Source organism: Gryllotalpicola sp. CP2-P1 (assembly GCF_057512245.1).
This window is the reverse complement of the sequence record NZ_JBLRDT010000005.1, coordinates 1-25,465: the sequence shown is the minus strand read 5'-3', so window position 1 is coordinate 25,465 and position 25,465 is coordinate 1. Positions and strand designations below refer to the sequence as shown.

The following is a 25,465-nucleotide window of genomic DNA, read 5'->3' as shown; positions in this document are numbered from 1 at the left end:
TCATTTCCTCGTCCTCTCGCTGGCTTCGAGCCGACGCGCCTGGGCTTCCAGCCAGCGGCGCTCGGCACTGTTGGGCGCTCTCTTCTCTGCTTCGTCGTAGGTCTCGATCGCCTCGTCGAGGGCGCCGGCACGTTCGAGCAGACCGGCCCGCACCGACAGCAGGCGGTGCCCACGGGCGAGACGCTCATCGTTCTCGAGCAGCGCCAGCTCGGCGAGCCCGGCGAGCGGGCCGTGCGCCATGCCGACCGCGACCGCGCGCCCCAGCTGCGCGGCGGGCCCCGGCTGCAGCCGCACGAGCACGTCGTAGAGCCCGAGGATCTGCGCCCAGTCGGTCGCGTCGGCGTCGGGGGCGGCCGCGTGCACAGCGCCGATGGCGGCTTGGATCGCGAGCGATGTCGGCGGCCCATCCGTCAGCGCCTGCGCCGCAAGGGCGCGCCCTTCGGCGAGCTTCGCCCTGTCCCAAAGGCTCCGGTCCTGGTCGGGCAGCGCCACCGGCAGCCCGTCCTGGTCTGTGCGCGCGTCGGTGCGGGCATCCGTCAGCAGCATGAGCGCGAGCAGCGCGGTGGTCTCGGTGTCGTCGGGCAGCGCCGCGTGCAGCAGACGCGTCAGACGGATCGACTCGGCGATCAGCTCGCCGTGCACCGGCCGCTCGCCGCCAGAGGGCGCATAGCCCTCGTTGAACATCAGATACAGGGCGGTGCGCACAGGCTCGGCGCGCTCCGCCAGCATCCCCCGGCTCAGCTCGCCGAAGCTGCGCCCCGCGTTATCGATCGTGCGCTTGGCGCGCGTGATGCGCTGCGCCATCGTCGCCTCGCTCGCATAGAACGCGGCCGCGATCTGCGCGGTCGTAAGTCCGCAGACCGCGCGCAGGGTCAGCGCGACCCGAGAGGCGGGTTGCAACGCGCGGTGGCAGCACAGCACGAGCATCGCCAGCGAGTCGTCCTGCGCGCTGGGTGCGCCGCCGATCAGGTCAAGGGCCGCGTCGCGCTCCTCGCGAGCCTGGCGCGCGACATCCGCCCGCACCGCATCGATGTAGCGCCTGCGCGCGACCGTGAGCAGCCACGCGCGCGGGTCGCGCGGCGTGCCCGTTCTCGGCCAGCTCACGGATGCCTCGAGCAGCGCTTCCTGGACGGCGTCTTCGCAATCGGCGAGACCCCCGTACCGTCGCACGAGCGCGGCGGTCACGAGTGGGATCACGGCGCGCACGTTCGCGTCGAAGATCGTCTCGAGCCGCCCGGTCATCGCGCTCACCCGATGGGGTCGTGCGCCGGGCGCAGCTCGATCTTGCGACCGCAGGCGCGCGAGGCCTCGGCTGCGAGCTCGAGGGCTTCCTCGCGGGTGGCCATGTCGAGCACCCAGAGCCCGGCGATGTACTCCTTGAACTCGGCGTAGGGGCCGTCGGTCACGACCGCGTCGCCCTCGCGAGCGTCGACGACCGCCGCGGTCGTCTCGGCCGCACCGAGGCCGTTCAGGTAGATGATCTTCCCTTCCCGCTGCAGCCGCTCGTTGAACGCGCCGATGCGGGCCATCGCGGCGTCCTGCGCCTCGGCCGAGCCATACGTGCCGTAGCCGTCGTCGCGCCCCGGCCCGATGACGTTGAACAGGTAGTGCGTCATTCCCGATCCCTTCTGTGACGGCTTCACCGTGTCACAGAAGGGTCGGAGCCGTCACCCGGTTCTCGACATGCGTTCCGAGGCCCGGGTGACGGCTTTCGCGAAATTACTGCGCGGCGCGCTCCAGCACGAGCTCGCGAACGCGTGCGGCATCCGCCTGACCCTTCATCGCCTTCATGACCGCGCCGATCACGGCACCCGCGGCCTGCACCTTGCCGTCCTTGATCTTGGCGAGCACGTCGGGCTGAGCGGCGAGCGCCTCGTCGATCGCGGCGATGAGCGCGCCGTCGTCGGAGACGACCTTGAGGCCGCGCTTCTCGACGACCTCGGCCGGCGAGCCCTCGCCCGCGACGACACCCTCGAGCACCTGGCGTGCGAGGCGGTCGGTCAGCTCGCCGCTCGCGACGAGCGACGACAGCTGGGCCACGTCCGCAGGGGTCACGAGCGTCTCGGCCGCGACGCCCTGGGCGTTGGCGATGCGAGCGAGCTCACCCGTCCACCACTTGCGCGCGTCGGCCGGCGTGGCGCCTGCTGCCACGGTCTCTTCGACGACGTCGAGCAGGCCGCCGTTCACGACGTCCTGGAACTCGAGCTTCGTGAAGCCCCATGCCTCGCGCAGCCGGGTGCGGCGGGCCGCGGGCGGCTCGGGCAGCGTGGCTCGCAGCTCCTCGACCCACTCGCGACTCGGCGCGACGGGAACGAGGTCGGGCTCGGGGAAGTAGCGGTAGTCGTCGGCGTCCGACTTGGGGCGCCCGGCGCTCGTCGTGCCCGAGTCCTCGTGCCAGTGCCGGGTCTCCTGCGTGATGGTGCCGCCGGCCTCGAGGATCGCCGCTTGGCGCTGGATCTCGTAGCGCACCGCGCGCTCGACCGAGCGCAGCGAGTTGACGTTCTTCGTCTCGGTGCGCGTGCCGAGCTTGGTGTCGCCGCGGCGGCGCAGCGACACGTTCGCGTCGCAGCGGATGTTGCCCTCTTCCATGCGCGCGTTCGAGACGCCGAGCGAGCGCACGATGTCGCGGATCGCACCCACATAGGCGCGACCGACCTCTGGGGCATCCGCTTCGGCGCCCTCGATGATCTTCGTCACGATCTCGACGAGCGGCACGCCGCCGCGGTTGAAGTCGACCAGCGAGTAGTCGGCGCCCTGGATGCGGCCGGTCGCGCCGCCCACGTGCGTGAGCTTGCCCGCGTCCTCTTCCATGTGGGCGCGCTCGATCAGCACGGTCAGCTCACGGCCGGACTCGAGCTCGACCGTCACCGAGCCGTCGAAGGCGATCGGCTCGTCGTACTGCGAGGTCTGGAAGTCCTTCGCGAGGTCGGGGTAGAAGTACTGCTTGCGCGCGAAGCGGCACTTCTCGGCGATCTCGCACCCGAGGGCGAGCCCGAGCCGGATGCTCGACTCGATCGCCTTCTTGTTCACCTGCGGCAGGCCGCCGGGCAGACCGAGGCAGGTGGGGCAGGTGTTCGTGTTCGCCCCCTGGCCGAAGGCGTTCGCGCAGCCGCAGAACATCTTCGTCTTGGTGTTCAGCTCGACGTGCACTTCGAAGCCGAGGACCGGCTCGTAGAGCTCGATCGCCTTGTCGAAGTCGAGAAGCTTGTCCTTTGCCATCAGCGGGCGACCTCCGTAAGTAGCGGTGCCTGGCTCAGCAGGCTGTGCCCCCAGGAATCCGTGAGCAGTGTTTCGATGGCGGCGCCCACCTCGTAGAGGCGCGCGTCCTCGCGGGCAGGCGCGAGAAGCTGCAGGCCGACGGGCAGCCCGTCCTCGGGCGCGAGCCCCATGGGGATCGCCATGCCGGGGATGCCGGCCAGGTTCGCCGGGATGGTCGTGACGTCGTTCAGGTACATCGCCAGCGGGTCGTTCACGAGCGAGCCGAGCTCGAAGGCGGTCGTCGGCGCAGCGGGGCTGATCAGCACGTCGGCCTGTGCGAACGCGGCGGCGAAGTCCTGCTGAATCAGCGTGCGCACCTTCTGCGCGCTGCCGTAGTAGGCGTCGTAGTAACCGGCGCTCAGTGCGTAGGTGCCGAGGATGATGCGGCGCTTCACCTCTGCGCCGAAGCCAGCGTCGCGGGTCGCGCTCATCACGCGCTCGACCGTGACGGGCCCCTCTTCCGGGTTCACACGCAGGCCGAAGCGCACCGAGTCCATGCGGGCGAGGTTGCTGGATGCCTCAGCGGGCAGGATCAGGTAGTAGGCGGCGACCGCGTACTCGAAGCTCGGAGCGGCGACCTCGACGACCTCGGCGCCGGCCGCGGTGAGCGCGGCTACCGTCTCGTCGAAGCGCTGCTTGACGCCGGCCTGGAAACCGCCGTTCTCGCCGGAGAGCTCCTTCACGACGCCGACCTTGAGGCCCTTGAGGCGGTCGCCCGTTGCGCCCAGGCGCGCTGCGGCGGCCATCGACGGCCAGTGGTCGGTGAGCGAGGTCGAGTCGAAGGGGTCGTGGCCGGCGATGACGTCGTGCAGCAGGCCCGCGTCGAGCACGGTGCGGCTCACGGGCCCCACCTGGTCGAGGGAGCTCGCGAGCGCGATCGCACCGTAGCGGCTGACGCCGCCATAGGTCGGCTTGACGCCGACCGACCCCGTGACGGCCGCGGGCTGGCGGATGCTTCCGCCGGTGTCGCTGCCGAGGGCGAGCGGCGCCTCGAACGCGGCCACCGCGGCAGACGAGCCACCACCCGAGCCGCCCGGGGTGCGGGTCAGGTCCCACGGGTTGTGCGTCGGGCCGTAGGCGGAATGCTCCGTCGACGAGCCCATCGCGAACTCGTCCATGTTCGTCTTGCCGAGCGGCACGAGGTCGGCCTCGCGCAGCTTCGCCACGACGGTCGCGTCGTACGGCGGGCGCCACCCCTCGAGGATCTTCGAGCCCGAGGTCGACGGCATGTCCTTGGTCGAGAGAACGTCCTTGATGGCCACAGGAACGCCGGCGAGCTCGCCGAAGGCTTCGCCTGCGGCGCGGCGCTCGTCGATGCGGTTCGCGGTGGCGATCGCGTCTTCGGAGACGTGGAGGAAGGCGTGCACGTCGCCGTCGACCGCGGCGATGCGGTCGAGGTGCGCCTGGGTGGCTTCGACGCTCGAAACCTCGCGCGAGGCCAGCTTCGCGGCGAGCTCGGCGGCGGTGAGGGTGATCAGCTCAGACATCCGCTCTACTGCTCCTCATCCAGGATCGACGCGACCTTGAAGCGGTCGCCTTCGCGCTCGGGTGCGCCGCGCAGCGCGTCCTCGACGCTGAGCGACGGGCGCACCTCGTCTTCCCGGAAGACGTTCGACAGCGCGATCGGGTGGCTCGTCGCGACGACATCGGGGGTCGCGACCTCACTCACCTTCGCGATGCTGTCGACGATCTGCGCCAGCTCGCCCGTGAGGCTCTCGAGCTCGGAATCGGAGAGGTCGATGCGGGCGAGACCCGCGAGATGGCGCACCAGGTCGGTGCTGATTTCAGACATGCGGCTCCGTCGAATGTGCGTAGCGGGATTACCTGACCATCCTAGTTTGGCCGCCTCAGGCGATCAGACGGATGTCGAGGCCGGAGATGCCGGCCCGCGCCAGCTTCCCGTGCATCAGCGCGACAACGTCGATCGGCCGGATGTCGTCGGGGGCATAGAGCTTGCCGGCTCGCTCGACCGACTCCTGTCGCGACGCCTGCAATGATCGGGGGCATGCAGAGCAATCGACTGGAGGCGTTCAGCGATGGCGTGCTGGCCATCATCATCACGATCATGGTGCTGGAGCTGAAGCTGCCCGAGCACGGCGACACGATTCGCCAGTTCTGGGAGAGCGCGGGCGTCGGCCTGCTCACCTACTTGATGAGCTTCGTGTACGTCGGCATCTACTGGTCGAACCATCACCACCTGTTCCAGGTGGTCCACAACGTCAACGGGGGCGTGCTGTGGGCGAATCTGCATCTGCTGCTCTGGCTCTCGCTCGTGCCCCTGACGCAGCGCTGGCTCGACGAGTCGTCGATCGCGCGCGACCCGACCGTGGTCTACGGCGTGAATCTGCTCGGCGCCGCCGTCGCCTACTACCTGCTCCAGCGGGCGATCTTCCGCACGCCGTCAGGCGATGCGCTGCGCGAGGCGCTTGGCCGCGACCTCAAGGGAATCCTCTCGCCGATCCTCTACCTGATCGGCATCGGGCTGGCCTTCATCGCCCCGTGGCTCGGGCTCGTGCCGCCGATCGTCGTCGCGCTGATCTGGCTGGTGCCCGACCGGCGCGTGGAGCGGTATCTGCAGCGGAACGCCGACGCCTGACGCGGATGGCCCGTCAGTTGATGATCTCGGCGCGCGAGTCGCGCATCGCCGAAATGCGGTCGCGCCACTCCTGCAGCGCCTCGGGCGCGAGCCGGGTCCAGTCGCGGATTTCGCCCACGACGCGCAGCGGCTCGCTGCTGCGGTACGAGCGGGTCGGATTGCCCGGGAACTTCTTGTCGGTCACGTTCGGGTCGTTCTCGAACGGGCCGGTCGGCTCGACCAGATAGACCCGGGGCTCGCCGTCGCCTGCGGCCAGCTCGGCGGCGAGGCCCGCTCCATCGCGCAGCGCAGTGAAGTAGATGTGGTTCATCACGATCTCGGGCCGGTAGTTCGAACGGAACCCCGCCGTCAGCAGATCGCCCACCCTCAGGTCGGCCTTCGTGCCGTGGTAGAACGGCCCGTCGTCGAGCGCTTCGTTCTCAGAGCCCAAGTCCTGCTGGCCCTTCCGTCACGAGGATCGCGAACTGTGCGGCATCCAGAATCGGGATGCCGAGTTCCTCGGCCTTCGCGAGCTTCGAGCCGGCGCCCGGCCCCGCGGCCACATAGTCGGTCTTCTTCGAGACGCTCGAGGCCGCCTTGCCGCCCGCGGCGATGATCGCCTCGTTCGCGCCTTCGCGCGAGAAGCCCTCGAGCGACCCGGTCGCGACGACGGTCAGGCCCGAGAGCACTCCCCCGGTCTCCTGCGCGGCGCCCGGGCCCGGGTGGCCCGGGATCTCAAACCGCACCCCCGCAGCGGCCCAGCGCTCGACGATCTCGCGATGCCAGTCGACCGCGAACCAGTCGGTGAGCGAGCCTGCGATGATCGGGCCGACGCCCTCGACCTCGGCGAGCTGCTCGAGGGATGCCGCACGGATCGCGTCGAGCGAGCCGAAGTACCCCGCGAGAGCCCGCGCCGCCACCGGGCCGACGTTGCGGATGTTCAGCGCGACCAGCATGCGCCAGAGATCCTTCGTCTTCGCCTTCTCGAGCTCGGCGATCAGCTCTTCGGCTGCCTTGGACGGCACGGCGAGCTCGTCGCCCGAGAACTCCTCTGCGTCGGGGTCGTACGGCGCGTCCGCGCCACGGCCGGTGAGTCTGCGCCGCCGCTGGAACGGCGTGCGGTAGTCGTAGCTGCCGTCGTCGCGCACACGCGGCTCGCCGGTCTCGACATCGCGCACCAGCACGCGGATCGGGAACAGGTCCTCGATGGTCACGTCGAAGAGGCCCGCCTCGGTCGCGAGCAGCGCCGGGCGCTCGGCCGTGCCTTCCGTGAGCGCCGCGGCGCCCACCTCGCCGAGCCCCTCGATGTCGAGCGCACCGCGCGAGCCGATGTGCTCGACGCGGCCGCGCACCTGCGCAGGGCACGAGCGCGCGTTCGGGCAGCGCAGGTCGATGTCGCCCTCGCGAGCGGGCGCCAAGGGGGTGCCGCACTCGGGGCAGCGCTCGGGCATGACGAACTCGCGCTCGGAGCCGTCGCGCTTCTCGACCACCGGCCCGAGCACCTCGGGGATCACGTCGCCCGCTTTCCGCAGCACGACCGTGTCGCCGATCAGCACGCCCTTCGCCTTCACGACGTCTTGGTTGTGCAGCGTCGCCTGCCGCACGACCGAGCCCGCCACATGGGCCGGCTCCATCACGGCGAACGGCGTCGCGCGCCCCGTGCGCCCGACGGAGACGACGATGTCGAGCAGCTTCGTCTGCACCTCCTCCGGCGGGTATTTGAACGCGATCGCCCAGCGCGGCGCGCGGCTGGTCGCGCCCATCTCGTCGTGCAGGGCGAGCTCGTCGACCTTCACCACGATGCCGTCGAGCTCGTGCAGCACGGAATGCCGCTCGGCACCGTACTTCTCGACGAAGCCGATCACCCCGTCGATGTCGGGGAACACGCTGGAGTACGGGCTGGTCGGCAGCCCCCATGAATCCAGCAACTCATAGACCTCGCTCTGCGAAGCGACGGGCGGGTTCGGCCATGCGCCGATCCCGTGCACGTACAGCCGCAGAGACGCAATGCGAGCGATGGATGCCTCGCGCTCGAGCACCGTCTTCTTCTTGTCGAGCTGCTGCCTGAGGCCTCCGCTCGCCGCGTTGCGCGGGTTGGCGAACGCCGGGAACATGCGCCCCGCGGTGCCCTTCGCCTTCTCTTCGTCGAACACCCGCTTGTCGCCCCAGCGCGCCTCGTGCTGCGCACGCTTCTCGGCGACGTAGCGCTCGCGGAACTCGCCCTGCTTCTCGTTCAGCGTCTCGAAGGCTGCGACGGGGATGAACACCTCGCCGCGCACTTCAACGAGGGGCGGATGCCCCGAGCCGCGCAGCCTCTGAGGGATGTCATCGAGCTTCAGCGCGTTCTCGGTGACGATCTCGCCGATGCGCCCGTCGCCGCGAGTCGCGGCCGATGTCAGCACGCCGTTCTCGTAGCGCAGGTTGATCGCGAGGCCGTCGATCTTGAGCTCGGTCAGCCAGTCGACCCGGCGCCCCGCGGTCTCTTGCGCCTTGGCGCACCACTCGCGCAGCTCGTCGGTCGAGAAGACGTTGTCGAGGCTGAGCATGCGCTCGGCATGCTCGATCGTGTCGAGGCCGGTCTCATCGGCAGCGCCGACCGTCTGCGTCGGCGAGTCCTGCTTGGCGAGCTCGGGGAAGAGCCGCTCGAGCTCTTCCAGCCGGTGCATCCACGCGTCGTACGTCGCGTCGTCGACCAGCGAAGCATCGGCCCCGTAGTACGCCTCGCGCGCCCCGTTGATGCGCTCGGTCAGCTCGTCGACCTCGGCCGCGGCCTGCTGCTGCTGCGTCAGTTCTGCCACTGCTCCAGACTAGGAGGAACCGCCGACACCGGCAGGCGCTTGACGCGCCGCTCAGACGCCCGCAGGAACCGCGCTGACCGTGCGGTCGATCGTCGTCTGACCGAGCACGCGCGTGCCGACGTACACGACGGCGGTCTGCCCGGGCGCGACCCCGTTGATGGGCGCGTGCGGCGTGATCACCAGCTCGCCGTCGCGAACGACAGCCGTCGCCGGCACCGCGTCGGCGTGGGCCCGGATCTGCACCTCGCACTCGAACGGGGTCTCGGGATGCTGCGGCGGCAGCCCGGCCCAGGTGAAGCGCGACCCCGCGAGCTCGGCGATGTCGAGCGCCTCCTTCGGGCCGACGACCACCTCGTTCGTGGCCGGCTTCACCTCGAGCACGAAGCGCGGCCGCCCGTCGGGCGCGGGCACGGTCAGGTTGAGCCCGCGGCGCTGGCCCACCGTGTACCCCTGGGCACCCGCATGGGTGCCGACGACCTCGCCCGAGCGGTCGACGATGGCCCCGTTCGAGATGCCAACGTGCTCGGCGAGCCACCCGCGGGTGTCGCCGTCGGCGATGAAACAGATGTCGTAGGAGTCGGGCTTCTTCGCCGTCACGAATCCGCGCGCCTCGGCCTCGGCCCGCACCTCGGCCTTCGACGGCGTCGCACCGAGGGGGAACATGGCGTGCGCCAGCTGCTCGGCGGTCAGCACACCCAGCACATAGGACTGGTCCTTCGCCCACGCCGCCGCCCGGTGCAGCTCGCGGTTGCCCTCGCCATCGGTGAGCACCGTCGCGTAGTGCCCCGTCACGACGGCGTCGAAACCGAGCGCGAGCGCCTTCTCGAGAAGAGCGGCGAACTTGATGCGCTCGTTGCAGCGCATGCAGGGGTTGGGCGTCCGGCCGGCCTCGTACTCGGCGATGAAGTCGTCGACGACGTCGGCCTTGAACCGCTCCGAGAAGTCCCAGACGTAGAACGGGATGCCAATGAGGTCGGCCACGCGGCGGGCATCCATCGCGTCTTCGATCGTGCAGCAGCCGCGCGAGCCCGTGCGCAGCGTGCCGGGCATGCGCGAGAGCGCGAGATGCACGCCGACGACGTCATGGCCGGCGTCTTTCGCGCGCGCCGCAGCCACCGAGGAGTCGACACCACCGCTCATCGCTGCCAGAACACGCATGGCCTCAGTCTACGTTTCGGTGCCCGCACGATGGCCCGGAGCGTATTAGCGTCACGTGAGTGACCACAGCAGTCTCAGACTCCCCCGCGACCACGGCGACCACGAATCCGAACCTTCCGCTCAGGCAGCGCCCGATGGACATCGTGTTCCTCGTCGTCTTCAGCCTCTTCATCGTCAGCTGCGTCATCAGCGACTCGGTCGAAGGCCTCGGCCTCGACCAGGTGCCGAACTCGCCGAACATCCTCGTGCGGTGGAACTACACGTACTCGTCGAATTTCGACCCGCTCTACCAGTCGCACCCCCTCTGGCTGCGCTTCATCTCGGGCACCTCGGCGTTCGGCTACATCGCCTTCTACATCGTGCTGATCATCGCGATCGTGCGCCGCTGGAACTGGATCCAGCTGCCCTCGGTGATCTACGCGACGATGATCATCTCGCTCACCGGCATCCCGATCTTCGGCGTCGAGTTCTTCGGGCCCGAGGGCCAGCGCACCCCGCACCCGCTCATCTTCCTGCTCTACAACGGCCCGTACGTGCTCTTCCCGCTGCTGCTGCTCATCCGCATGCGGAAGCCCCTGCCCTTCACCCGGAAGTGGTGACGGTTGCCGCGCCGCACCGGGCGACATTAGGTGCCTCGACGCCTTCCCGGGGCGACACTCGATGCCGTTTTCGGCGCGGATAGCGACATCGACTGTCGCCCCACGCCGACGAAACGGCATCTAGTGTCGCCGCGTGAGAGGCTCGGTGGCCGCGTCAGGCTGAGGTCGTGAAACCGGCCCGCGCCGCACGCGCGTAGGCATCGGGCAGCGCCGCGAGGAACGCATCGACGTCGGCCTGCGTCGTCGTTCTGCCGAGGGTCACGCGCAGGCACGAGGATGCCTCCTCCGCGGCGCGCCCCATGGCCAGCACCACGTGCGACGGCTCGGGGATGCCCGCCTGACACGCCGACCCCGTCGAAACCGCGACCCCGGCCGCATCGAGCAGGAAGAGCAGCGAGTCGCCCTGCGCCCCCGGGAACGTGAAGTGCGCGTTCGAGGCCACGCGAGCCGAGCCCTCAGGGCCCGAGAGCCGCGCCTCGGGCACGGCGGCCCGCACGCCGGCGATCAGCCGGTCGCGCAGCCCCGTGAGCCGCGAGCGCTCGGCGTCGAGCGAGGCCACCGCGGCCTGCGCTGCGACCGCGAACGACACCGCGGCGGCGACATCCTGCGTGCCCGACCGCACGTTGCGCTGCTGGCCGCCGCCGTGCACGATCGGCACGACACTCGCCTTCCGCGAGAGCACGAGCGCGCCGATGCCGACCGGGCCGCCCACCTTGTGCGCCGACACCGAAAGTGCGGCCACGCCAAGCTCTCGGAACGAGATCGGAACGTGTCCATAAGCCGCCACCGCGTCGAGGTGCAGGGGAACCCCAGCGGATGCCGCAGCCGCGGCGAGCGCGTCGACCGGTTCGATCGCCCCGACCTCGTTGTTCACCCACAGCGCGGAGGCCATCGCGACATCGTCGCCGTGAAGCGCTTCGGCCCAGGCATCCGTCTCGATCACGCCCTGCTCATCGAGCGCGACCCACGTGACTTGGGCGCCCTCGTGCGCCGCGAGCCACTCGACGGTGTCGATCGTCGCGTGGTGCTCCCCCTCGGGCACCACGAGCCGGCGCTTCCCGGGGGCGGCCGCCCAGAAGCCGCCCTTGAGCGCCAGGTTGATCGCCTCGGTGCCGCCGGAGGTGAAGACGACCTCGATGGGGTCGCACCCGACTGACGCGGCGACGGCCTCGCGCGCCTCTTCGAGCAGCCGCCTAGCGTTCTGCCCGGCCGAATGGATCGACGACGGGTTCCCGACTTCGCTCATCGCCCGCGCGTACGCGTCGATGGCCTCGGGCAGCATCGGCGTCGTCGCGGCGTGGTCCAGGTAGACGCCCACGCTCACTACTGTAGACACCATGTCCGAGACGGCCCCGACCCCTCTGGGCGTGACGCTCAGCGAAGCCGGCGGAACGCTCGGCGTCTGGAGTGCGAACGCCTCCCGGGTCGAGCTGGTGATCTTCGACCGCAAGGACCCCGACTGGGTCGTCGAGACCGTCGAGCTCGCACGCGGCGCCGACGACGTCTGGTCCGGCGGCTCCTCCCGGCTCACCCCCGACACCCGCTACGCGATCCGCGTCGACGGCCCCGACGGCCCGCGCAACGCCTTCGACCCGACGCCGAACCTCATCGAGCCCTACGCCAAGGGTGTCGTGCAGCTGCGGGCCGACGAGTGGCGCGCGGTCGTCGTCGACCAGGCCTTCGATTGGGGCTCGTCGCGCAAGCCGGGGCACCCCCTCGACAAGACGGTCCTGTACGAGGCGCACCTGCGCGGCTTCTCGAAGCTGAACCCTGCCGTACCCGAGGAGCTGCGGGGCACCTATGCGGGTCTCGCCCACCCCGCGTCGATCGAGTACTTGACGAGCCTCGGCGTCACCACCGTCGAGCTGCTGCCCGTGCACTACTTCACGTCGGAGCCGCGGCTGCTGCGCCAGGGCCTGTCGAACTACTGGGGCTACAACACCGTCAACTTCTTCAGCCCGCACTCCCCCTACGCGACCAAGTCGGCCCAGAGCCTCGGGCCGAGCGCCGTGCTGCGCGAGTTCAAGGGCATGGTGAAGCTGCTGCACGAGGCCGGCCTCGAGGTCGTCCTCGACGTGGTCTACAACCACACCGCTGAGCTCGGCCTCGGCGGCCCGCGCACGAGCTTCCGCGGCATCGACAACTCCAGTTACTACCGCCAGCTTGACGACGGCACGTACTACGACGTCACGGGCTGTGGGAACACGGTCGACTTCGGCCAGGCCGCGGCGCGCGAACTCGTGCGCGACTCCATCCGCTACTGGGCGAACGAGTGCCAGGTCGACGGCTTCCGCTTCGACCTCGCCGCCACGCTCGGCCGCGACGAGACCGGCGCCTTCAATCGCGACCACGCGCTGCTCGCCGGCCTCGCCGACGACGAGCAACTGCAGGGCGTCAAGCTCATCGCCGAACCGTGGGACGTCGGGCTCGGCGGCTGGCAGACCGGCAACTTCCCCGACGGGTGGAGCGAGTGGAACGACCGCTACCGGGACCGGGTGCGCCAGTTCTGGCTGCGTGATATCGCGGATGCCCGCGACCACGGCACCGCGTCGACCGGAATCGGCGGGCTCGCCACGCGCCTCGCCGGCTCGTCGAACACCTTCAGCGCCGAGCGCGGCCCCCTGGCATCCGTCAACTTCGTCACCGCGCACGACGGCTTCACGCTCGCCGACCTCGTCTCGTACGACGTCAAGCACAACTTCGGCAACGGCGAGTTCAACCGCGACGGCTCCGACAACAACCGCTCGTTCAATCACGGCGCCGAGGGGCCGACGACGGACCCCGCGATCCTCGCGACGCGGCGCCGGGCGATGCGCAACCTGCTCGGAACGCTGCTGCTCTCGGCCGGCGTCCCCATGATCACCGCGGGCGACGAGTTCGGGCGCAGCCAGCAGGGCAACAACAACGCGTACTGCCACGACAACGAGCTCACGTGGCTGTCGTGGGAGCACGACGAGGATGCCGCGAGCCTGCGTGCCGTCACGGCGGAGCTCATCCGCCTGCGCCTCGAGAACCCCGCCGTGCGCCCCGTGCGCTACGCCAAGCTCGGCGAGCACGTGCCGCAGTCGAGCCAGATGGACTGGTACGACGCGGGCGGCAACACGATGGCGCTGGACGACTGGCAGGACCCCTCGGCCCGCACCCTGCAGTACATCGCCGCCTCGACGCCCGAGTTCGAGGAGTTCAACCGCATCCTGCTCATCGTGCACGGGCTCGAGACCGCCGTCGACGTCACGCTGCCGGCACACGAGGGCGTCGACGGCTACGAGCTCGTCTGGGACAGCGCCGACGAAGCACCGCGGTCGTCGACCGAGTGGTTCCGCCCCGGCGACGTCGTGACGCTCGACTCGGCGTCGCTGCGCCTGTTCCGCTGCAGCGGCCGCGACTTCGCCTGACGCGCCGTCAGCCCGCCACGGCCACGAGGCCGAGCTCGGCCGGCGCCGCGAGCAACTCGTTCTTGGGCAGCACGCGCACGGTGTAGCCGAAGGACCCTGCGCGGTCGAGCACGACGGTGCCCGTGAACGCGGTCGTTCCCGTGCCATCGGCCGCCGCGGCGTCGGTGTCCACGGCGAGTTCGCGCGAGCGCAGCTCCGTGAGCTCGTCCCCCGCCGCCGGCTCGCTGTGGCCGTAGACCACCTCGACCCGCACGTCGTCGGGCGTGAGCTCGCCGAGTGCGACGTGAGCGCGCACGTGCAGCGCGTCGTTGACCTGCGGCACCGCGTCGAGGCCGCCCGACTCGACGTGCGCCACGGCGACCTGGGGCCACGCCGCCACGACCTTCTTCTTCCAGGCCGAGAGCGACCGGGCCGCGGCGAACCGGTCGGCCGCAAGCGTCGTCGCGAAGTGATGCGCCGGCGTGTAGAGCTCGTCGACGTACTGCATGACCATCCGGTCGGCCGAGAGCTCGGGCGAGAGCGTCTTCAGCGCATAGCGCACGTGCGCGAGCCACTGGGCCGGCACGCCGTCGTCGTCACGGTCGTAGAACATCGGCGCGATCTGGTGCTCGATGAGGTCGTAGAGGGCGTTCGCCTCGAGCGCGTCCCGCTCGGCGGCATCCCCCGCGGAATCGGCCGACGGGATCGCCCAGCCGTTCCTGCCGTCGTAGTACTCGTCCCACCACCCGTCGAGAATCGAGAGGTTCAGCGAGCCGTTGAGCGCCGCCTTCATGCCGCTCGTGCCGCATGCCTCCATGGGCCGCAGCGGGTTGTTGAGCCAGACGTCGGTGCCGGGGTACAGCGTCTGCGCCATGGTGATGTCGTAGTTCGGCAGGAACACGATGCGGCCGCGGATGTCGGGCTGCTCGGCGAACTCGTAGAGCTCCTGGATGAGGCGCTTGCCGTCGTCGTCGGCGGGGTGCGCCTTGCCCGCCACGATGATCTGCACGGGGCGCTCGGGGTCCGTGAGGATGCCGCGCAGCCGCTCCCTGTCGTGGAGCATCAGCGTGAGGCGCTTATAGCTCGCGCCGCGCCGCGCGAAGCCGATCGTCAGGGCACCCGGGTCGAGCACCTGCTCGGTCCAGGCGGGCGCGATGCCGCCGGTGACGGTGTGCGCGGCACGAACGCGCCGACGTGCGTCGGTCACGGTCGCCGCACGCATCTCGTTGCGAGCCGCCCACAGTGCGGCATCCGCCAACTGCTCGCTCTCCCAGTCGACGCGCGTGGTGTCGCCCGTGCCGAAGTGCGCCTCGGCCAGGGCGACGAGCGTCGAGTCGACCCACGTGGGCGCGTGCACGCCGTTGGTGATCGACGAGATCGGCACCTCATCCGCGTCGAAGCCGGGCCACAGCGGCCGGAACATCGCACGTGACACACGACCGTGCAACTTCGCGACGCCATTGGCGTGCTGCCCGAGGCGCAGCCCCAGCACCGCCATGTTGAACACGCTGTCGGGGCCGCCCATCTGCGACTCGAGCGCCAGGCTCAGCACCTGGTCGAGCGTCACGCCGGGCAGCAGATCAGCGGTCGAGAAGTATCGCTCGATCAGCGGCCGCTCGAAGCGGTCGATGCCCGCCGGCACCGGCGTGTGCGTCGTGAACACCGTGCCCGCGCGCGCGACCTGAAGCGCCTCGTCGAAGCTCAGCCCGTCGCCGATGAGATTCGAGATGCGCTCGAGCCCCTGGAAGCCCGAATGGCCCTCGTTGGTGTGGAACACGGTCGGGGGCGTCAGCCCGAGCAGCTCGACCGCGAGGTCGATGGCGCGCACGCCGCCGATGCCGAGCAGCAGCTCCTGCAGCAGCCGGTGCTCTCCCCCGCCGCCGTAGAGCCGGTCGGTCACCGAGCGCAGGTCCTCGTCGTTCTCGCGGATGTTCGTGTCGAGCAGCAGGAGCTTGACGCGGCCGACCGCGGCGACCCAGACGCGCGCAGAGAGCGAGCGCCCGTCGGGCAGCGCGAGCGACACGCGCGCTGCCATGCCGTCTGGCCGGCGCAGCACCGACAGCGGCAGCCCGTCGGGGTCCAGCACGGGGTAGGACTCGTGCTGCCAGCCGTCGCCCGAGATCGACTGGCGGAAGTACCCGGAGCGGTAGAAGAGCCCGACGCCGATGAGCGGGATGCCGAGATCGGATGCCGCCTTGAGGTGGTCGCCCGCGAGGATTCCGAGACCCCCGGAGTACTGCGGCAGTGCCGCCGCCACGCCGAACTCGGCCGAGAAATACGCCACCGACGCGGGCGCGCCCTCAAGACCCTGGTACCAGCGCGGCTCGGTGATGTAGCGCCTCAGCTCGTCGCGCAGCTCATTCGCCTGCTGCACGAAGCCGGGGTCGGCGGCGAGCGCCTCGAGGCGAGCGGGCTCGACGGCGCCGAGCAGCTGGATCGGGTCGTGGCTCGCATGCCAGGCCTCGTCGGAGATGGCTCGGAACAGCCGCTGGGTCGGCCGATGCCACGACCACCGCAGGTTCAGGGCGAGCTCTTCGAGCGCGGAAAGTGGTTCGGGGATCACCGCGCGAACGGTGAATCTGCGAATGGCCTTCACGCTGCTCAGGCTATCTAGCGCAGCGGCCTGGTGTGCCAGATGCGGTCGATGTAATCGCGCATGGAGCGGTCGGACGAGAAGTAGCCGCTGCGTGCCACGTTGAGCACGGCCGAGCGCGCCCAGGCGTCCTGATCGGCGTAGTACGCGTCGACCTTCGCCTGGGTGTCGACGTACGAGCGGAAGTCGGCGAGCGCCATGAACCGGTCGTCGTAGAGCAGGTTCGAGACCAGCGGCTCGAACACCCCGCGGTCGCCGCCTGAGAAGTGCCCTGAGGCGATCAGGTCGAGCGCCGCCTTCAGCTGGGGGTCGCTCTCGTAGAACTCGTGCGAGCGATAGCCCGCCGTCTGAAGGTCGGTCACCTCGGGCTCGCTCAGCCCGAACAGGAAGAAGTGGTCGTCGCCGACCAGCTTGCGGATCTCGACGTTGGCGCCGTCGTCGGTCCCGATCGTCAGCGCGCCGTTCAGGGCGAACTTCATGTTGCCGGTGCCCGACGCCTCCTTCCCCGCGAGCGAGATCTGCTCGGAGAGGTCGGCCGCGGGAATCAGCGTCTCGGCGAGGGTGACGTTGTAGTTGGAGGGGAAGACGACCTTGAGCACATCCTTCACCAGCGGGTCGCGGTTCACCACGGCGGCGACCGAGTTGATCAGGTGGATGGTCTCCTTCGCGATCCGATAGCCGGGCGCCGCCTTCGCCCCGAAGACGTAGGTTCGCGGCGTGACCTCGTCCGCCGAGAGCTTCCCGGTGACGATCTGCTCGTAGAGGCTCACGATGTGCAGCAGCTTGAGGCTCTGTCGCTTGTACTCGTGCAGCCGCTTGACCATCACGTCGAGCAGGTGCCCATCGGGCACAGCGACCTCGTCGCGCGCCTCGAGCAGCCGGCGGAGCCGGGTCTTGTTCGCGGCCTTGATCCTGACGAAGGCCGCGCGGAACTCGGCATCCTCTGCATACGGCTCGAGCTCGGCCAGCCGCTCGAGATCCGTGAGCCAGCCGGTGCCGAGCGTCTCGGTGATCAGCTCGGACAGCCCGGGATTCGCAAGCCGCAGGAAGCGGCGCGGGGTCACCCCGTTCGTCACGTTCGTGAACTTCTCGGGCCAGTACTCCGAGAAGTCGTGCAGCACCTTGTCGCGCAGAAGCTGCGAGTGCAGCTCGGCGACGCCGTTCACCTTCGAGCCGGCGACGGTCGCGAGGTACGCCATGCGCACCGCCCGCTCGGGGTACTCGGCGATGATCGACATCTGCCGCGCGCGCATCTCGTCGTTCGGGAACGCCGCCCTCACCTCGGCGAGGAACTCGTCGTTGATGCGGTAGATGATCTCGAGGTGCCGTGGCAGCAGCCGGCCGAGCAGCTCGGTCGACCACACCTCGAGCGCCTCGGGAAGCAGGGTGTGGCAGGTGTACGCGAAGCACTTCTTGGTGATCTCCCACGCCTCCTCCCACTCCAGCTTCTCGATGTCAACGAGCACGCGCATGAGCTCGGGCACCGCGATCACCGGGTGGGTGTCGTTCAGCTGGAAGATCACCCGGTCGGGCAGCGACCTGACGTCGCCGTCGAGGATGAACCGGTCGAGGAAGTCGCGGATCGAGCAGGCGACGAAGAAGTACTGCTGCTGCAGCCGCAGCTCCTTGCCCTGCGGGGTCGAGTCCTCGGGGTAGAGCACCTTGGTGATGTTCTCGGCGAAGGTCTGGGCTCGCACGGCCTCGGCGTAATCGCCGCTGTTGAAGATCGACAGGTCGAACGCCTTCGTCGCCTGCGCGCTCCACAAGCGCAGCGTGTTCACCTGGCCGTTCTGATAGCCGGGCACCATGTAGTTGAAGGGCATGCCGAGCACGTTCCATGCCGGAACCCAGCGGCTGCGCTCGACACCGTCGGTGTCGGTGTACTTCTCCGTGTGGCCGCCGAAGTCGACCTGCACCGCGTGCTCGGGGTGCGGGAACTCCCAGGGGCTGCCGAGCGTCAGCCAGGTGTCTGGCTGCTCGACCTGCTGCCCATCGACGAAGGTCTGCCGGAAGATGCCGTATTCGTAGCGGATGCCGTAGCCGATGCACGGCACTCCCATCGTCGCGAGCGAGTCGATGAAGCAGGCGGCGAGGCGACCGAGGCCGCCGTTGCCGAGGCCCGGCTCCACCTCCTGGGCGCGGAGCGTCGCGATGTCGATCCCGCAGGAGGCCAGCGCCTTGTCGGCGATCTCCTCGAGGTCGGTGGCGAGCAGCGCGTTGCCGAGCTGCCGCCCCAGCAGGAACTCGGCCGACAGATAGCCGACCATCTTCGCCTTGGTGTCGCGGATCTTGCGCGTGTTCTCGAGCCAGCGCGCCGACAGGTAGTGGCGCACCGTGCGAGCGAGCGACAGGTACTGGTCGTTGACGGTCGAGCGCGACAGCGTGACGCCCGCGCTCGTGTTCAACTCGCGCAGGAACTCGCGCACGAAGCCGTCGACCGAGTGCGGCGGCGCGGTCACGGGCGCGAGGGCGAGCGGATGCGTCGGCTGGAAGCTCGGGCCGACGTGTCGCGACTCGCTCGTCTGGGCCTCGTCTGCGGTCATCGGGGTGTTCGGCCTTACGGCCTCCAGCATGTCGAATTCGCTCACAGTCGTAACGTACTGAGGTCTCGTTACCGTGCTGTATCGCGTTCGATACGCGATAGGTTCGCATCGTGGCGAACGACACGGATGCCTTCACTCCCGTCCTGGGCCGGATCCCGCTCCTCGAGCCGTCCCCCGAGGTCGACGGCGGGCTCTTCCCCGCCAAGGCGTTCGCCGGCGAAGTGGTGCCGTTCGAGGTCACCGCGTTCCGTGAGGGGCACGACCTCATCGGCGTTGACCTGCTGCTGCGCTCCCCCGACGGGGAGGAGAGCACGCATCGCATGCATCCGCTCGGCGCGGAGCACCCCGACAGGTGGGGCGCCCTCGCCCTGCTCGAGACCGAGGGCGAGTGGCGCTTCCGGATGCAGGCGTGGGCCGACGAGTGGGCCACCTGGCGTGCGGTCGCCGACAAGAAGATCCCCGTCGGGGTCGACGTCGCCGTCACCTTCCTGGAAGGCGCGATCCTCGCCGAGCGCGCGGCGGCGGACAAGCGGAGGCCGAAGTCCGAGCGCCGCTACCTCTCCGACACGGCCGCGGCGCTGCGCGATGAGGCCACGCCGCCCGAGGCCCGTCTGGCCGCGGCATCCGACGCCCGCCTCACGCAGATCATGACGGAGCGGCCCGTCGTGTCGCTGCAGACGCTGTCGCTCACGCGACGCATCGTCGTGGAACCCGCGCGCGCGGGCCTGGGCGCCTGGTACGAGTTCTTCCCGCGCTCCGTCGGCGCGAAGCGGCGCGCCGACGGCAGCTGGCAGTCCGGCACCTTCCGCACGGCGGCGCTGCGGCTGCCCGAGGTGGCGGCGATGGGCTTCGACGTCGTCTATCTGCCGCCGATCCACCCCATCGGGCACTCGTTCCGCAAAGGACCCAACAACTCTCTCGACGCCGGCCCGAACGACCCGGGCTCGCCGTGGGCGATCGGCTCGGCCGAGGGCGGCCACGACGCGATCCACCCCGAGCTCGGCACGGTCGAGGACTTCCAGCACTTCCTCGGCAAGGCCGAGCTGGTCGGGCTCGAGGTCGCACTCGACCTCGCGCTGCAGGCCTCCCCCGACCACCCGTGGGTGCGCTCGCACCCCGAGTGGTTCACGACGCTGCCCGACGGCACGATCGCGTACGCCGAGAACCCGCCGAAGAAGTACCAGGACATCTACCCGCTGAACTTCGACAACGACTACGACGGGCTGAGGGCCGAGATCCGCCGGATCGTGGAGTACTGGATCTCGCTCGGCGTCCGCATCTTCCGCGTCGACAATCCGCACACGAAGCCGCTGCGCTTCTGGGAATGGCTCATTCACGACGTGAACCGCGAGCACCCCGAGGTCGTCTTCCTCGCCGAGGCGTTCAGCCGGCCCGCCGTCATGCAGACGCTCGCCAAGGCCGGCTTCCAGCAGTCGTATTCGTACTTCACCTGGCGCAACACGAAGGTCGAGCTCGAGGAGTTCCTCACCACGATCTCGCGCGACTGGGCGGCCTTCTACCGCCCGAACCTGTTCGTGAACACACCGGACATCCTCACCGAGTACCTGCAGTTCGGCGGCCGGCCGGCCTTCAAGATCCGCGCGGCGATCGCAGCGACCGCCGCGCCGCTATGGGGCGTGTATTCCGGGTACGAACTCTACGAGTCGGTCGCCCGCCCCGGCGCCGAGGAGTACATCGACAACGAGAAGTACGAGTTCAAGCCGCGCGACTTCGGCCGCGCCCTCGCCTCGGGCGACTCGCTCGCCCCGTATCTGACCATGCTGAACCAGGCCCGCAACGCGCACCCCGCGCTCCGCCAGCTGCGCAACCTCACCCTGCACAGTTCTGAGGACGACGCGGTGCTCGTGTATTCGAAGCACCTCGACGGGGCCTTCAGCCGATCGGGGAAGTCCGACGCGGTGATCGTCGTCGCGAACGTCGACCCGCACTCGGTGCGCGAGACGATCGTGCACCTCGACGTCACGGCGCTCGGGCTCGAGCCGGGCGCCGAGTTCGAGGTGCGCGACCTCGTGACCGGCCAGCGCTGGTCCTGGGCGGCACGCAACTACGTCCGGCTTGATTCGTTCTACGAGCCCGTGCACATCCTGCACGTGAAGGAGCCCAGCTGATGAGCAGTGTCACCCTGCCCCGCATCGCCGACGACACGCTGCAGGCACTGGCCGAGGGCCGCCATCACGAGCCGCACGCCGTGCTCGGCCAGCATCCGGTCGCCTCAGGCAGCGTGAGCGACCCGGTGACCGTCATCCGCACGCTGCGCCCGCTCGCCCGGTCGGTGCACGCGGTGCTCGCCTCCGGTGCGCACGTCGAGCTCGCGCACCTCGGGTTCGGCATCTGGCAGGGCGTGTCGATCACCGGCTTCAGCGACTACGTCATCGAGGCGCGCTACGACGACGGCAGCGTCTACACCGCGGATGACCCCTACCGCTTCTCCCCCACGCTCGGCGAGGCCGACACGTGGCTGATCCAGCAGGGGCGGCACGAAGAGCTCTGGAACGCCCTCGGCGCGCACGTGCGCGAGCACTGGGGCGTCGCCGCCGCGACCAGGGGCGTCGCGTTCGCCGTGTGGGCGCCCAACGCCACCGCCGTGCGGGTGGTCGGCGACTTCAACGGCTGGGACGGCACGGGCCACGCGATGCGCTCGATGGGCGGCAGCGGCCTGTGGGAGCTGTTCGTCCCCGGTCTCGATGTCGGCGCCCTCTACAAGTTCGACATTCGCACGCAGTCGGGCGACTGGGTGCGCAAGGCCGACCCGCTCGCGCAGTACACCGAGGTGCCGCCTGCGACGGCGTCGGTCGTCGGCGAGAGCCGCTACGAGTGGCACGACGCGGAGTGGCTCGAGGCGCGCCGCACGAGCCACCACGACAAGCCGATCTCGATCTACGAGCTGCACTTCGGCTCCTGGCGCCCCGGCCTGAACTATCGCGAGGCCGCCGACCAGCTGATCGAGTACGTTACCTGGCTCGGCTTCACCCACGTCGAGTTCATGCCCCTCGCCGAGCACCCCTTCGCCGGCTCGTGGGGCTACCAGGTCACCGGCTATTACGCGGCGACCAGCCGCTTCGGGCATCCTGACGATCTGCGTTACCTGATCGACCGCCTGCACCAGGCAGGCATCGGCGTGATCATGGACTGGGTTCCCGGCCACTTCCCCAAGGACGACTGGGCGCTCGCCCGCTTCGACGGCCAGCCCCTCTACGAGCATGCGGACCCGCGCCTCGGCGAGCAGAAGGACTGGGGCACCTACGTCTTCGACTTCGGCCGCACCGAGGTGCGCAACTTCCTCTACGCGAACGCGCTGTACTGGCTCGAGACCTTCCACGTCGACGGCCTGCGCGTCGACGCGGTGGCCTCGATGCTCTACCGCGACTACTCGCGGAATGACGGCGAGTGGATCCCCAACATCCATGGCGGGCGCGAATACCTCGAGGCGATCGGATTCCTGCAGGAGACCACCGCGACGGCGTACAAGCGCTACCCCGGGATCATGATGATCGCCGAGGAGTCGACGAGCTGGAGCGGCGTCACGCGCCCCACGAGCGGCGGCGGCCTGGGCTTCGGCTTCAAGTGGAACATGGGCTGGATGCACGACTCGCTGCAGTACATCGAGCGCGACCCCGCCTACCGCTCGTACCACCACAACGAGATCACCTTCGCGATGGTCTACGCGTACTCCGAGAACTTCATCCTGCCGATCAGCCACGACGAGGTCGTGCACGGCAAGGGCTCGCTCATCGACAAGATGCCCGGCGACCACTGGCAGAAGCGCGCCAACCTGCGGGCGTTCCTCGCCTTCATGTGGGCGCACCCCGGCAAGCAGCTGCTCTTCATGGGCCAGGAGTTCGGCCAGTGGGCCGAGTGGAGCGAGGCGAAGGGCCTCGACTGGCACCTGCTCGACCATGACGACCACCGTCAGATCGCCTCGCTCGTCGGCGAGCTCAACCGCGTCTACCGCGAGAACTCGGCGTTCTGGCGCTACGACACCGAGCCGCGCGGCTTCGAGTGGATCGAGGCCGGCGACGCGCAGCACAACGTGCTGGCGTTCCTGCGGTGGAGCGAGGACGGCCCGATCGTCTGCGCCTTCAACTTCTCGGGCGCGCCGCACCTGGGCTACCGGCTGGGCCTTCCGTTCGGCGGCGACTGGGCCGAGATCGTGAACACGGATGCCGAGGTCTTCGGCGGCTCGGGCGTGGGCAACCTCGGCCGCGTCCACGCCGACGATCTCGCCTGGGGCGGTCGCGCCGCCAGCGCCGCGGTCAATCTGCCGCCGCTCGGCGCGGTCTTCCTGCGCCCGACGCCGCCGGAGGTTCGCGAGGCGCCCGCCGCTCCGGCTTGAAGAGCCGATGACGCGCGGGAGCCGCGCGAAGACCCGATCCGCGCGTATTCGCAGCGCCACGTCGCGGCCACGGCCGAGATCCCGCCGTCGGTCTTCGATACAGCCGAGGCGGAAGTCGCCGCGCTGACCCCGTTCGAGCAGGTGCGCCCGCGCGCCTGGAGCTGGATGCAGCCGGGCTCAGGAAGCTAGTACAGCAGCGAGGCCAAGCGGCCGCGGGCCTTGACCACGCGCGCGTCTGAGGCGCCGACGACCGCGAAGAGCTCGACGAGCCGCTCGCGCACGCGGTTCTTGCCCTCGGCGTCGAGCTTCGGGAAGAGCGTCAGCAGGCGATCGAAGGCGTCTTCGACATGGCCCCCGGACACGTCAGCGTCGGCGACTCCGAGCTGCGCATCGACGTCGTCGGGCGCGGCGGCAGCGGCCGCACGCAGCTCGTCGAGCGTCTTGCCCTGCAGGCGGTGCAGCAGGCTGACCTGCGCGAGACCGGCCTTCGCCTCGTCGTCGCCGGGGTTCTGGGCGATGGCCTTGGTGTAGGCATCGATCGCCGCCTGGAAGTCCCCGCGCTCGATCGCGTCGTACGCCTCCTGATGCAGGGGCGGCAGCGGAGCCGGCTCGGGCTCGGCGGCCTCGGCCCCGGCATCCGCGTCGTCGACGGGAACCGTGCCGGTCACGCCGTTCTGCGCGGCGAACGCCAGAACCTGCTCGACCGCATCGCGAATCTCGGGCTCGGGCAGCTCGCCGACGAACAGACCGACGGGGCGGCCGCCGATGACGGCGGCGACCGTCGGCACCTGCTGCGCTTGGAACGCCTGAGCAAGCTGGGGGCTGCGCTCGGCCTCGACCCGCGCCAGCACGAAGCGGCCGGCGTATTCGCGCGCGAGCTTGATGAGCGTCGCCGAGAGGCGGGTGCTCTGCTCGGCCCACGACGCCCACAGGTCGACGACGACGGGAACCGTGCGCGAGACCTCGACGAGCTGCGTGAACGTGCGGTCGTCGACGTCGACGATGAGCCGGCCGGCACCGGATTCCTCACCGGCACCCGCGGCCCCGGCGGCAGCCGGGTCGGGGCGGTTCACAAGGGCGGACAGATCGATCGCACCACGCAGGCTTGCTGCCTGCGCGGCCCTCTCGTCACTCACTATGGCAACTCCTTCGCACCGGTCACGGCCTGCGCGAAGCCGAGCAGTCTGATCTGCTCCTTAGACTCGGCAGGCGGCACATAGAAGAGTAGCTGGTAGCCGTAATCGGTCTCCAAGCCCTTGTTCGTCTTCGTGAGCCCCGTGAGCGCTGCGGTGGCGCCGTTCGGGTCGTGCAGCGTGATCTCGGCCGCGGGGTCATTGGGCTTGATGGTCTGCGTCTCGGCGACGTTTGCGACGACGAGCGCCCCGGCGTTGTTCGTCGCAAGCGCAACGGGCGCGTTCGTGCCGGGCTGGTCGGCGTAGGCGAGGTTGGCCGCGCCCTTCTTGTCGACGAGCTCCTTGATGGTCTGCGCCTTGAACTCGGCGCCGACCTGCTTGACGAGCGCGTCGTCCTTGAGGTCGAACTCCTTCGCGCTCGGGCTCTTCGAGCCCAGCGCGAGCACGCTGGCGTAGCTCTGTGCGAGCTGGCTCGGCGCGACGGCGAGCAGCTTGGAGTCGGGCGGCACCAGAGTCGAGCCGATGTTGGCGGGGGCCAGGTCGGGGATCTTCGCACCGCCGAGCATCGTCACCGAATAGGCGACCTTGTAGTTCTCGCGCGGCGAATCCTGCGTGAGCGTGAGGTCGAGCGGCGCAGCGCTCTTGGTCGCAGGGTCTTCCACGATGACGTTGACCACGCGCGGCCACGTGTCGGTGGCCTGCGGAAGCACGATCGACAGCTTGGGGTTCACGGGGATCGCGGCGGGCGCCGGGTACTGCGGCTTGGCGTGCCGGATCTTGTAGCTCGCCTGACGCTCTGTGAGCGCAGCGCCGGTGAACCGCGTGGCCGCCAGGGCAGGGTCGAGCTTCGCGTCGGCCGTCTTCGCCGTCTCGGCGATGCGGGTCACGATGTTCCGCAGCTGCGGTTCGGTCACCGCGGGCGCGGGGTGGTCCTTGCCCTCCCCGGGAAGCTGCGTCGCGAGAGGCGTCGTGCTCGGCGAGGGCGTGGCGGACTGCCCGACCGCGGGCCAGTAGTCCGACGAGCAGCCGGCCAGCGTCAGCGCGCCCGCGAGCACGACCGGGACGGCGATGAAGCCGCGA

At 69.8% G+C, this 25,465-nt stretch carries 19 protein-coding genes; 5 read left to right on the top strand and 14 right to left on the bottom strand.

The features are described from left to right. The 6 genes from ACM2XV_RS01035 to ACM2XV_RS01010 form a co-directional block, all read right to left on the bottom strand. A complete protein-coding gene (locus ACM2XV_RS01035) occupies positions 1–1,242 on the bottom strand; it encodes an RNA polymerase sigma factor (RefSeq protein ID WP_487025697.1) in 1,242 nt (413 codons plus the stop codon). A gap of 5 nt (positions 1,243–1,247) precedes the next feature. Then, positions 1,248–1,616: a YciI family protein gene (locus tag ACM2XV_RS01030; protein WP_487025696.1), complete on the bottom strand. Its 369-nt coding sequence runs from the start codon at positions 1,614–1,616 to the stop codon at positions 1,248–1,250. A gap of 103 nt (positions 1,617–1,719) precedes the next feature. Then, positions 1,720–3,219, bottom strand: coding sequence for an Asp-tRNA(Asn)/Glu-tRNA(Gln) amidotransferase subunit GatB (gene gatB / locus ACM2XV_RS01025; RefSeq protein WP_344778767.1), 1,500 nt, complete (start codon positions 3,217–3,219; stop codon positions 1,720–1,722). Continuing rightward, the gene (gene gatA / locus ACM2XV_RS01020) at positions 3,219–4,745 is read right to left on the bottom strand and encodes an Asp-tRNA(Asn)/Glu-tRNA(Gln) amidotransferase subunit GatA (RefSeq protein WP_487025695.1); all 1,527 of its coding nucleotides are present in this window, start codon (positions 4,743–4,745) and stop codon (positions 3,219–3,221) included. Before gatA ends, gatB begins: the two co-directional genes overlap by 1 nt. 5 nt (positions 4,746–4,750) lie before the next feature. Beyond that, positions 4,751–5,050 (bottom strand): Asp-tRNA(Asn)/Glu-tRNA(Gln) amidotransferase subunit GatC, encoded by a 300-nt coding sequence (gene gatC / locus ACM2XV_RS01015; RefSeq protein WP_344778763.1) that lies wholly within the window; start codon positions 5,048–5,050, stop codon positions 4,751–4,753. 55 nt (positions 5,051–5,105) lie between these two features. Continuing rightward, the gene (locus ACM2XV_RS01010) at positions 5,106–5,252 is read right to left on the bottom strand and encodes a hypothetical protein (RefSeq protein WP_344778761.1); all 147 of its coding nucleotides are present in this window, start codon (positions 5,250–5,252) and stop codon (positions 5,106–5,108) included. Between the two features lie 11 nt (positions 5,253–5,263). Between ACM2XV_RS01010 and ACM2XV_RS01005 the strand changes: the two genes are divergently transcribed. After that, positions 5,264–5,854 (top strand): TMEM175 family protein, encoded by a 591-nt coding sequence (locus ACM2XV_RS01005; protein WP_344778759.1) that lies wholly within the window; start codon positions 5,264–5,266, stop codon positions 5,852–5,854. A gap of 13 nt (positions 5,855–5,867) precedes the next feature. Here the strand turns inward: ACM2XV_RS01005 and arr are convergent, their stop codons facing one another. Genes arr through mnmA form a run of 3 tightly spaced genes read right to left on the bottom strand, consistent with a single transcriptional unit; the run spans position 5,868 to position 9,789 of the window. Next, positions 5,868–6,284 carry an NAD(+)--rifampin ADP-ribosyltransferase gene (gene arr, locus ACM2XV_RS01000; RefSeq protein WP_344778757.1) on the bottom strand — a complete coding sequence of 139 codons (417 nt, stop codon included), beginning with the start codon at positions 6,282–6,284 and terminating at the stop codon, positions 5,868–5,870. Continuing rightward, positions 6,274–8,631, bottom strand: coding sequence for an NAD-dependent DNA ligase LigA (ligA, locus tag ACM2XV_RS00995; RefSeq protein WP_487025694.1), 2,358 nt, complete (start codon positions 8,629–8,631; stop codon positions 6,274–6,276). Before ligA ends, arr begins: the two co-directional genes overlap by 11 nt. A gap of 51 nt (positions 8,632–8,682) precedes the next feature. After that, a complete protein-coding gene (mnmA, locus tag ACM2XV_RS00990) occupies positions 8,683–9,789 on the bottom strand; it encodes a tRNA 2-thiouridine(34) synthase MnmA (RefSeq protein ID WP_487025693.1) in 1,107 nt (368 codons plus the stop codon). Between the two features lie 59 nt (positions 9,790–9,848). On the opposite strand from mnmA, the gene ACM2XV_RS00985 reads away from it, so the two are divergent. Beyond that, entirely contained in the window at positions 9,849–10,388 is a 540-nt protein-coding gene (locus ACM2XV_RS00985) for an EXPERA domain-containing protein (RefSeq protein ID WP_344778751.1), read from the top strand. Positions 10,389–10,542: 154 nt separating this feature from the next. Here ACM2XV_RS00985 and ACM2XV_RS00980 read toward each other — a convergent pair whose 3' ends face one another. After that, complete coding sequence (locus ACM2XV_RS00980) at positions 10,543–11,706, bottom strand: cysteine desulfurase family protein (RefSeq protein ID WP_487025692.1); 1,164 nt, start codon at positions 11,704–11,706, stop codon at positions 10,543–10,545. Positions 11,707–11,725: 19 nt separating this feature from the next. On the opposite strand from ACM2XV_RS00980, the gene glgX reads away from it, so the two are divergent. Next, positions 11,726–13,783, top strand: a complete 2,058-nt coding sequence (glgX, locus tag ACM2XV_RS00975; RefSeq protein WP_344778747.1) for a glycogen debranching protein GlgX — start codon at positions 11,726–11,728, stop codon at positions 13,781–13,783. A 7-nt stretch (positions 13,784–13,790) separates the two neighbouring features. Here the strand turns inward: glgX and glgP are convergent, their stop codons facing one another. Both glgP and ACM2XV_RS00965 read right to left on the bottom strand, forming a co-directional pair. Next, a complete protein-coding gene (gene glgP / locus ACM2XV_RS00970) occupies positions 13,791–16,358 on the bottom strand; it encodes an alpha-glucan family phosphorylase (RefSeq protein ID WP_344778745.1) in 2,568 nt (855 codons plus the stop codon). A 14-nt stretch (positions 16,359–16,372) separates the two neighbouring features. Further along, the gene (locus ACM2XV_RS00965; RefSeq protein ID WP_487025703.1) at positions 16,373–18,898 is read right to left on the bottom strand and encodes a glycogen/starch/alpha-glucan phosphorylase; all 2,526 of its coding nucleotides are present in this window, start codon (positions 18,896–18,898) and stop codon (positions 16,373–16,375) included. Between the two features lie 110 nt (positions 18,899–19,008). Here ACM2XV_RS00965 and ACM2XV_RS00960 point away from each other — a divergent pair, with 110 nt between their 5' ends. Together ACM2XV_RS00960 and glgB are read left to right on the top strand one after the other, a co-directional pair. Then, complete coding sequence (locus ACM2XV_RS00960) at positions 19,009–21,027, top strand: alpha-1,4-glucan--maltose-1-phosphate maltosyltransferase (RefSeq protein WP_425553497.1); 2,019 nt, start codon at positions 19,009–19,011, stop codon at positions 21,025–21,027. Next, positions 21,027–23,252: a 1,4-alpha-glucan branching protein GlgB gene (gene glgB / locus ACM2XV_RS00955; protein ID WP_344778743.1), complete on the top strand. Its 2,226-nt coding sequence runs from the start codon at positions 21,027–21,029 to the stop codon at positions 23,250–23,252. Before ACM2XV_RS00960 ends, glgB begins: the two co-directional genes overlap by 1 nt. A 185-nt stretch (positions 23,253–23,437) precedes the next feature. Here glgB and ACM2XV_RS00950 read toward each other — a convergent pair whose 3' ends face one another. Together ACM2XV_RS00950 and ACM2XV_RS00945 are read right to left on the bottom strand one after the other, a co-directional pair. Beyond that, a complete protein-coding gene (locus ACM2XV_RS00950) occupies positions 23,438–24,388 on the bottom strand; it encodes a co-chaperone YbbN (RefSeq protein WP_487025691.1) in 951 nt (316 codons plus the stop codon). After that, positions 24,388–25,465: DUF8094 domain-containing protein (locus ACM2XV_RS00945; RefSeq protein ID WP_487025690.1), on the bottom strand; the 1,078-nt coding region annotated here is incomplete at its 5' end. The genes ACM2XV_RS00945 and ACM2XV_RS00950, both read right to left, overlap by 1 nt.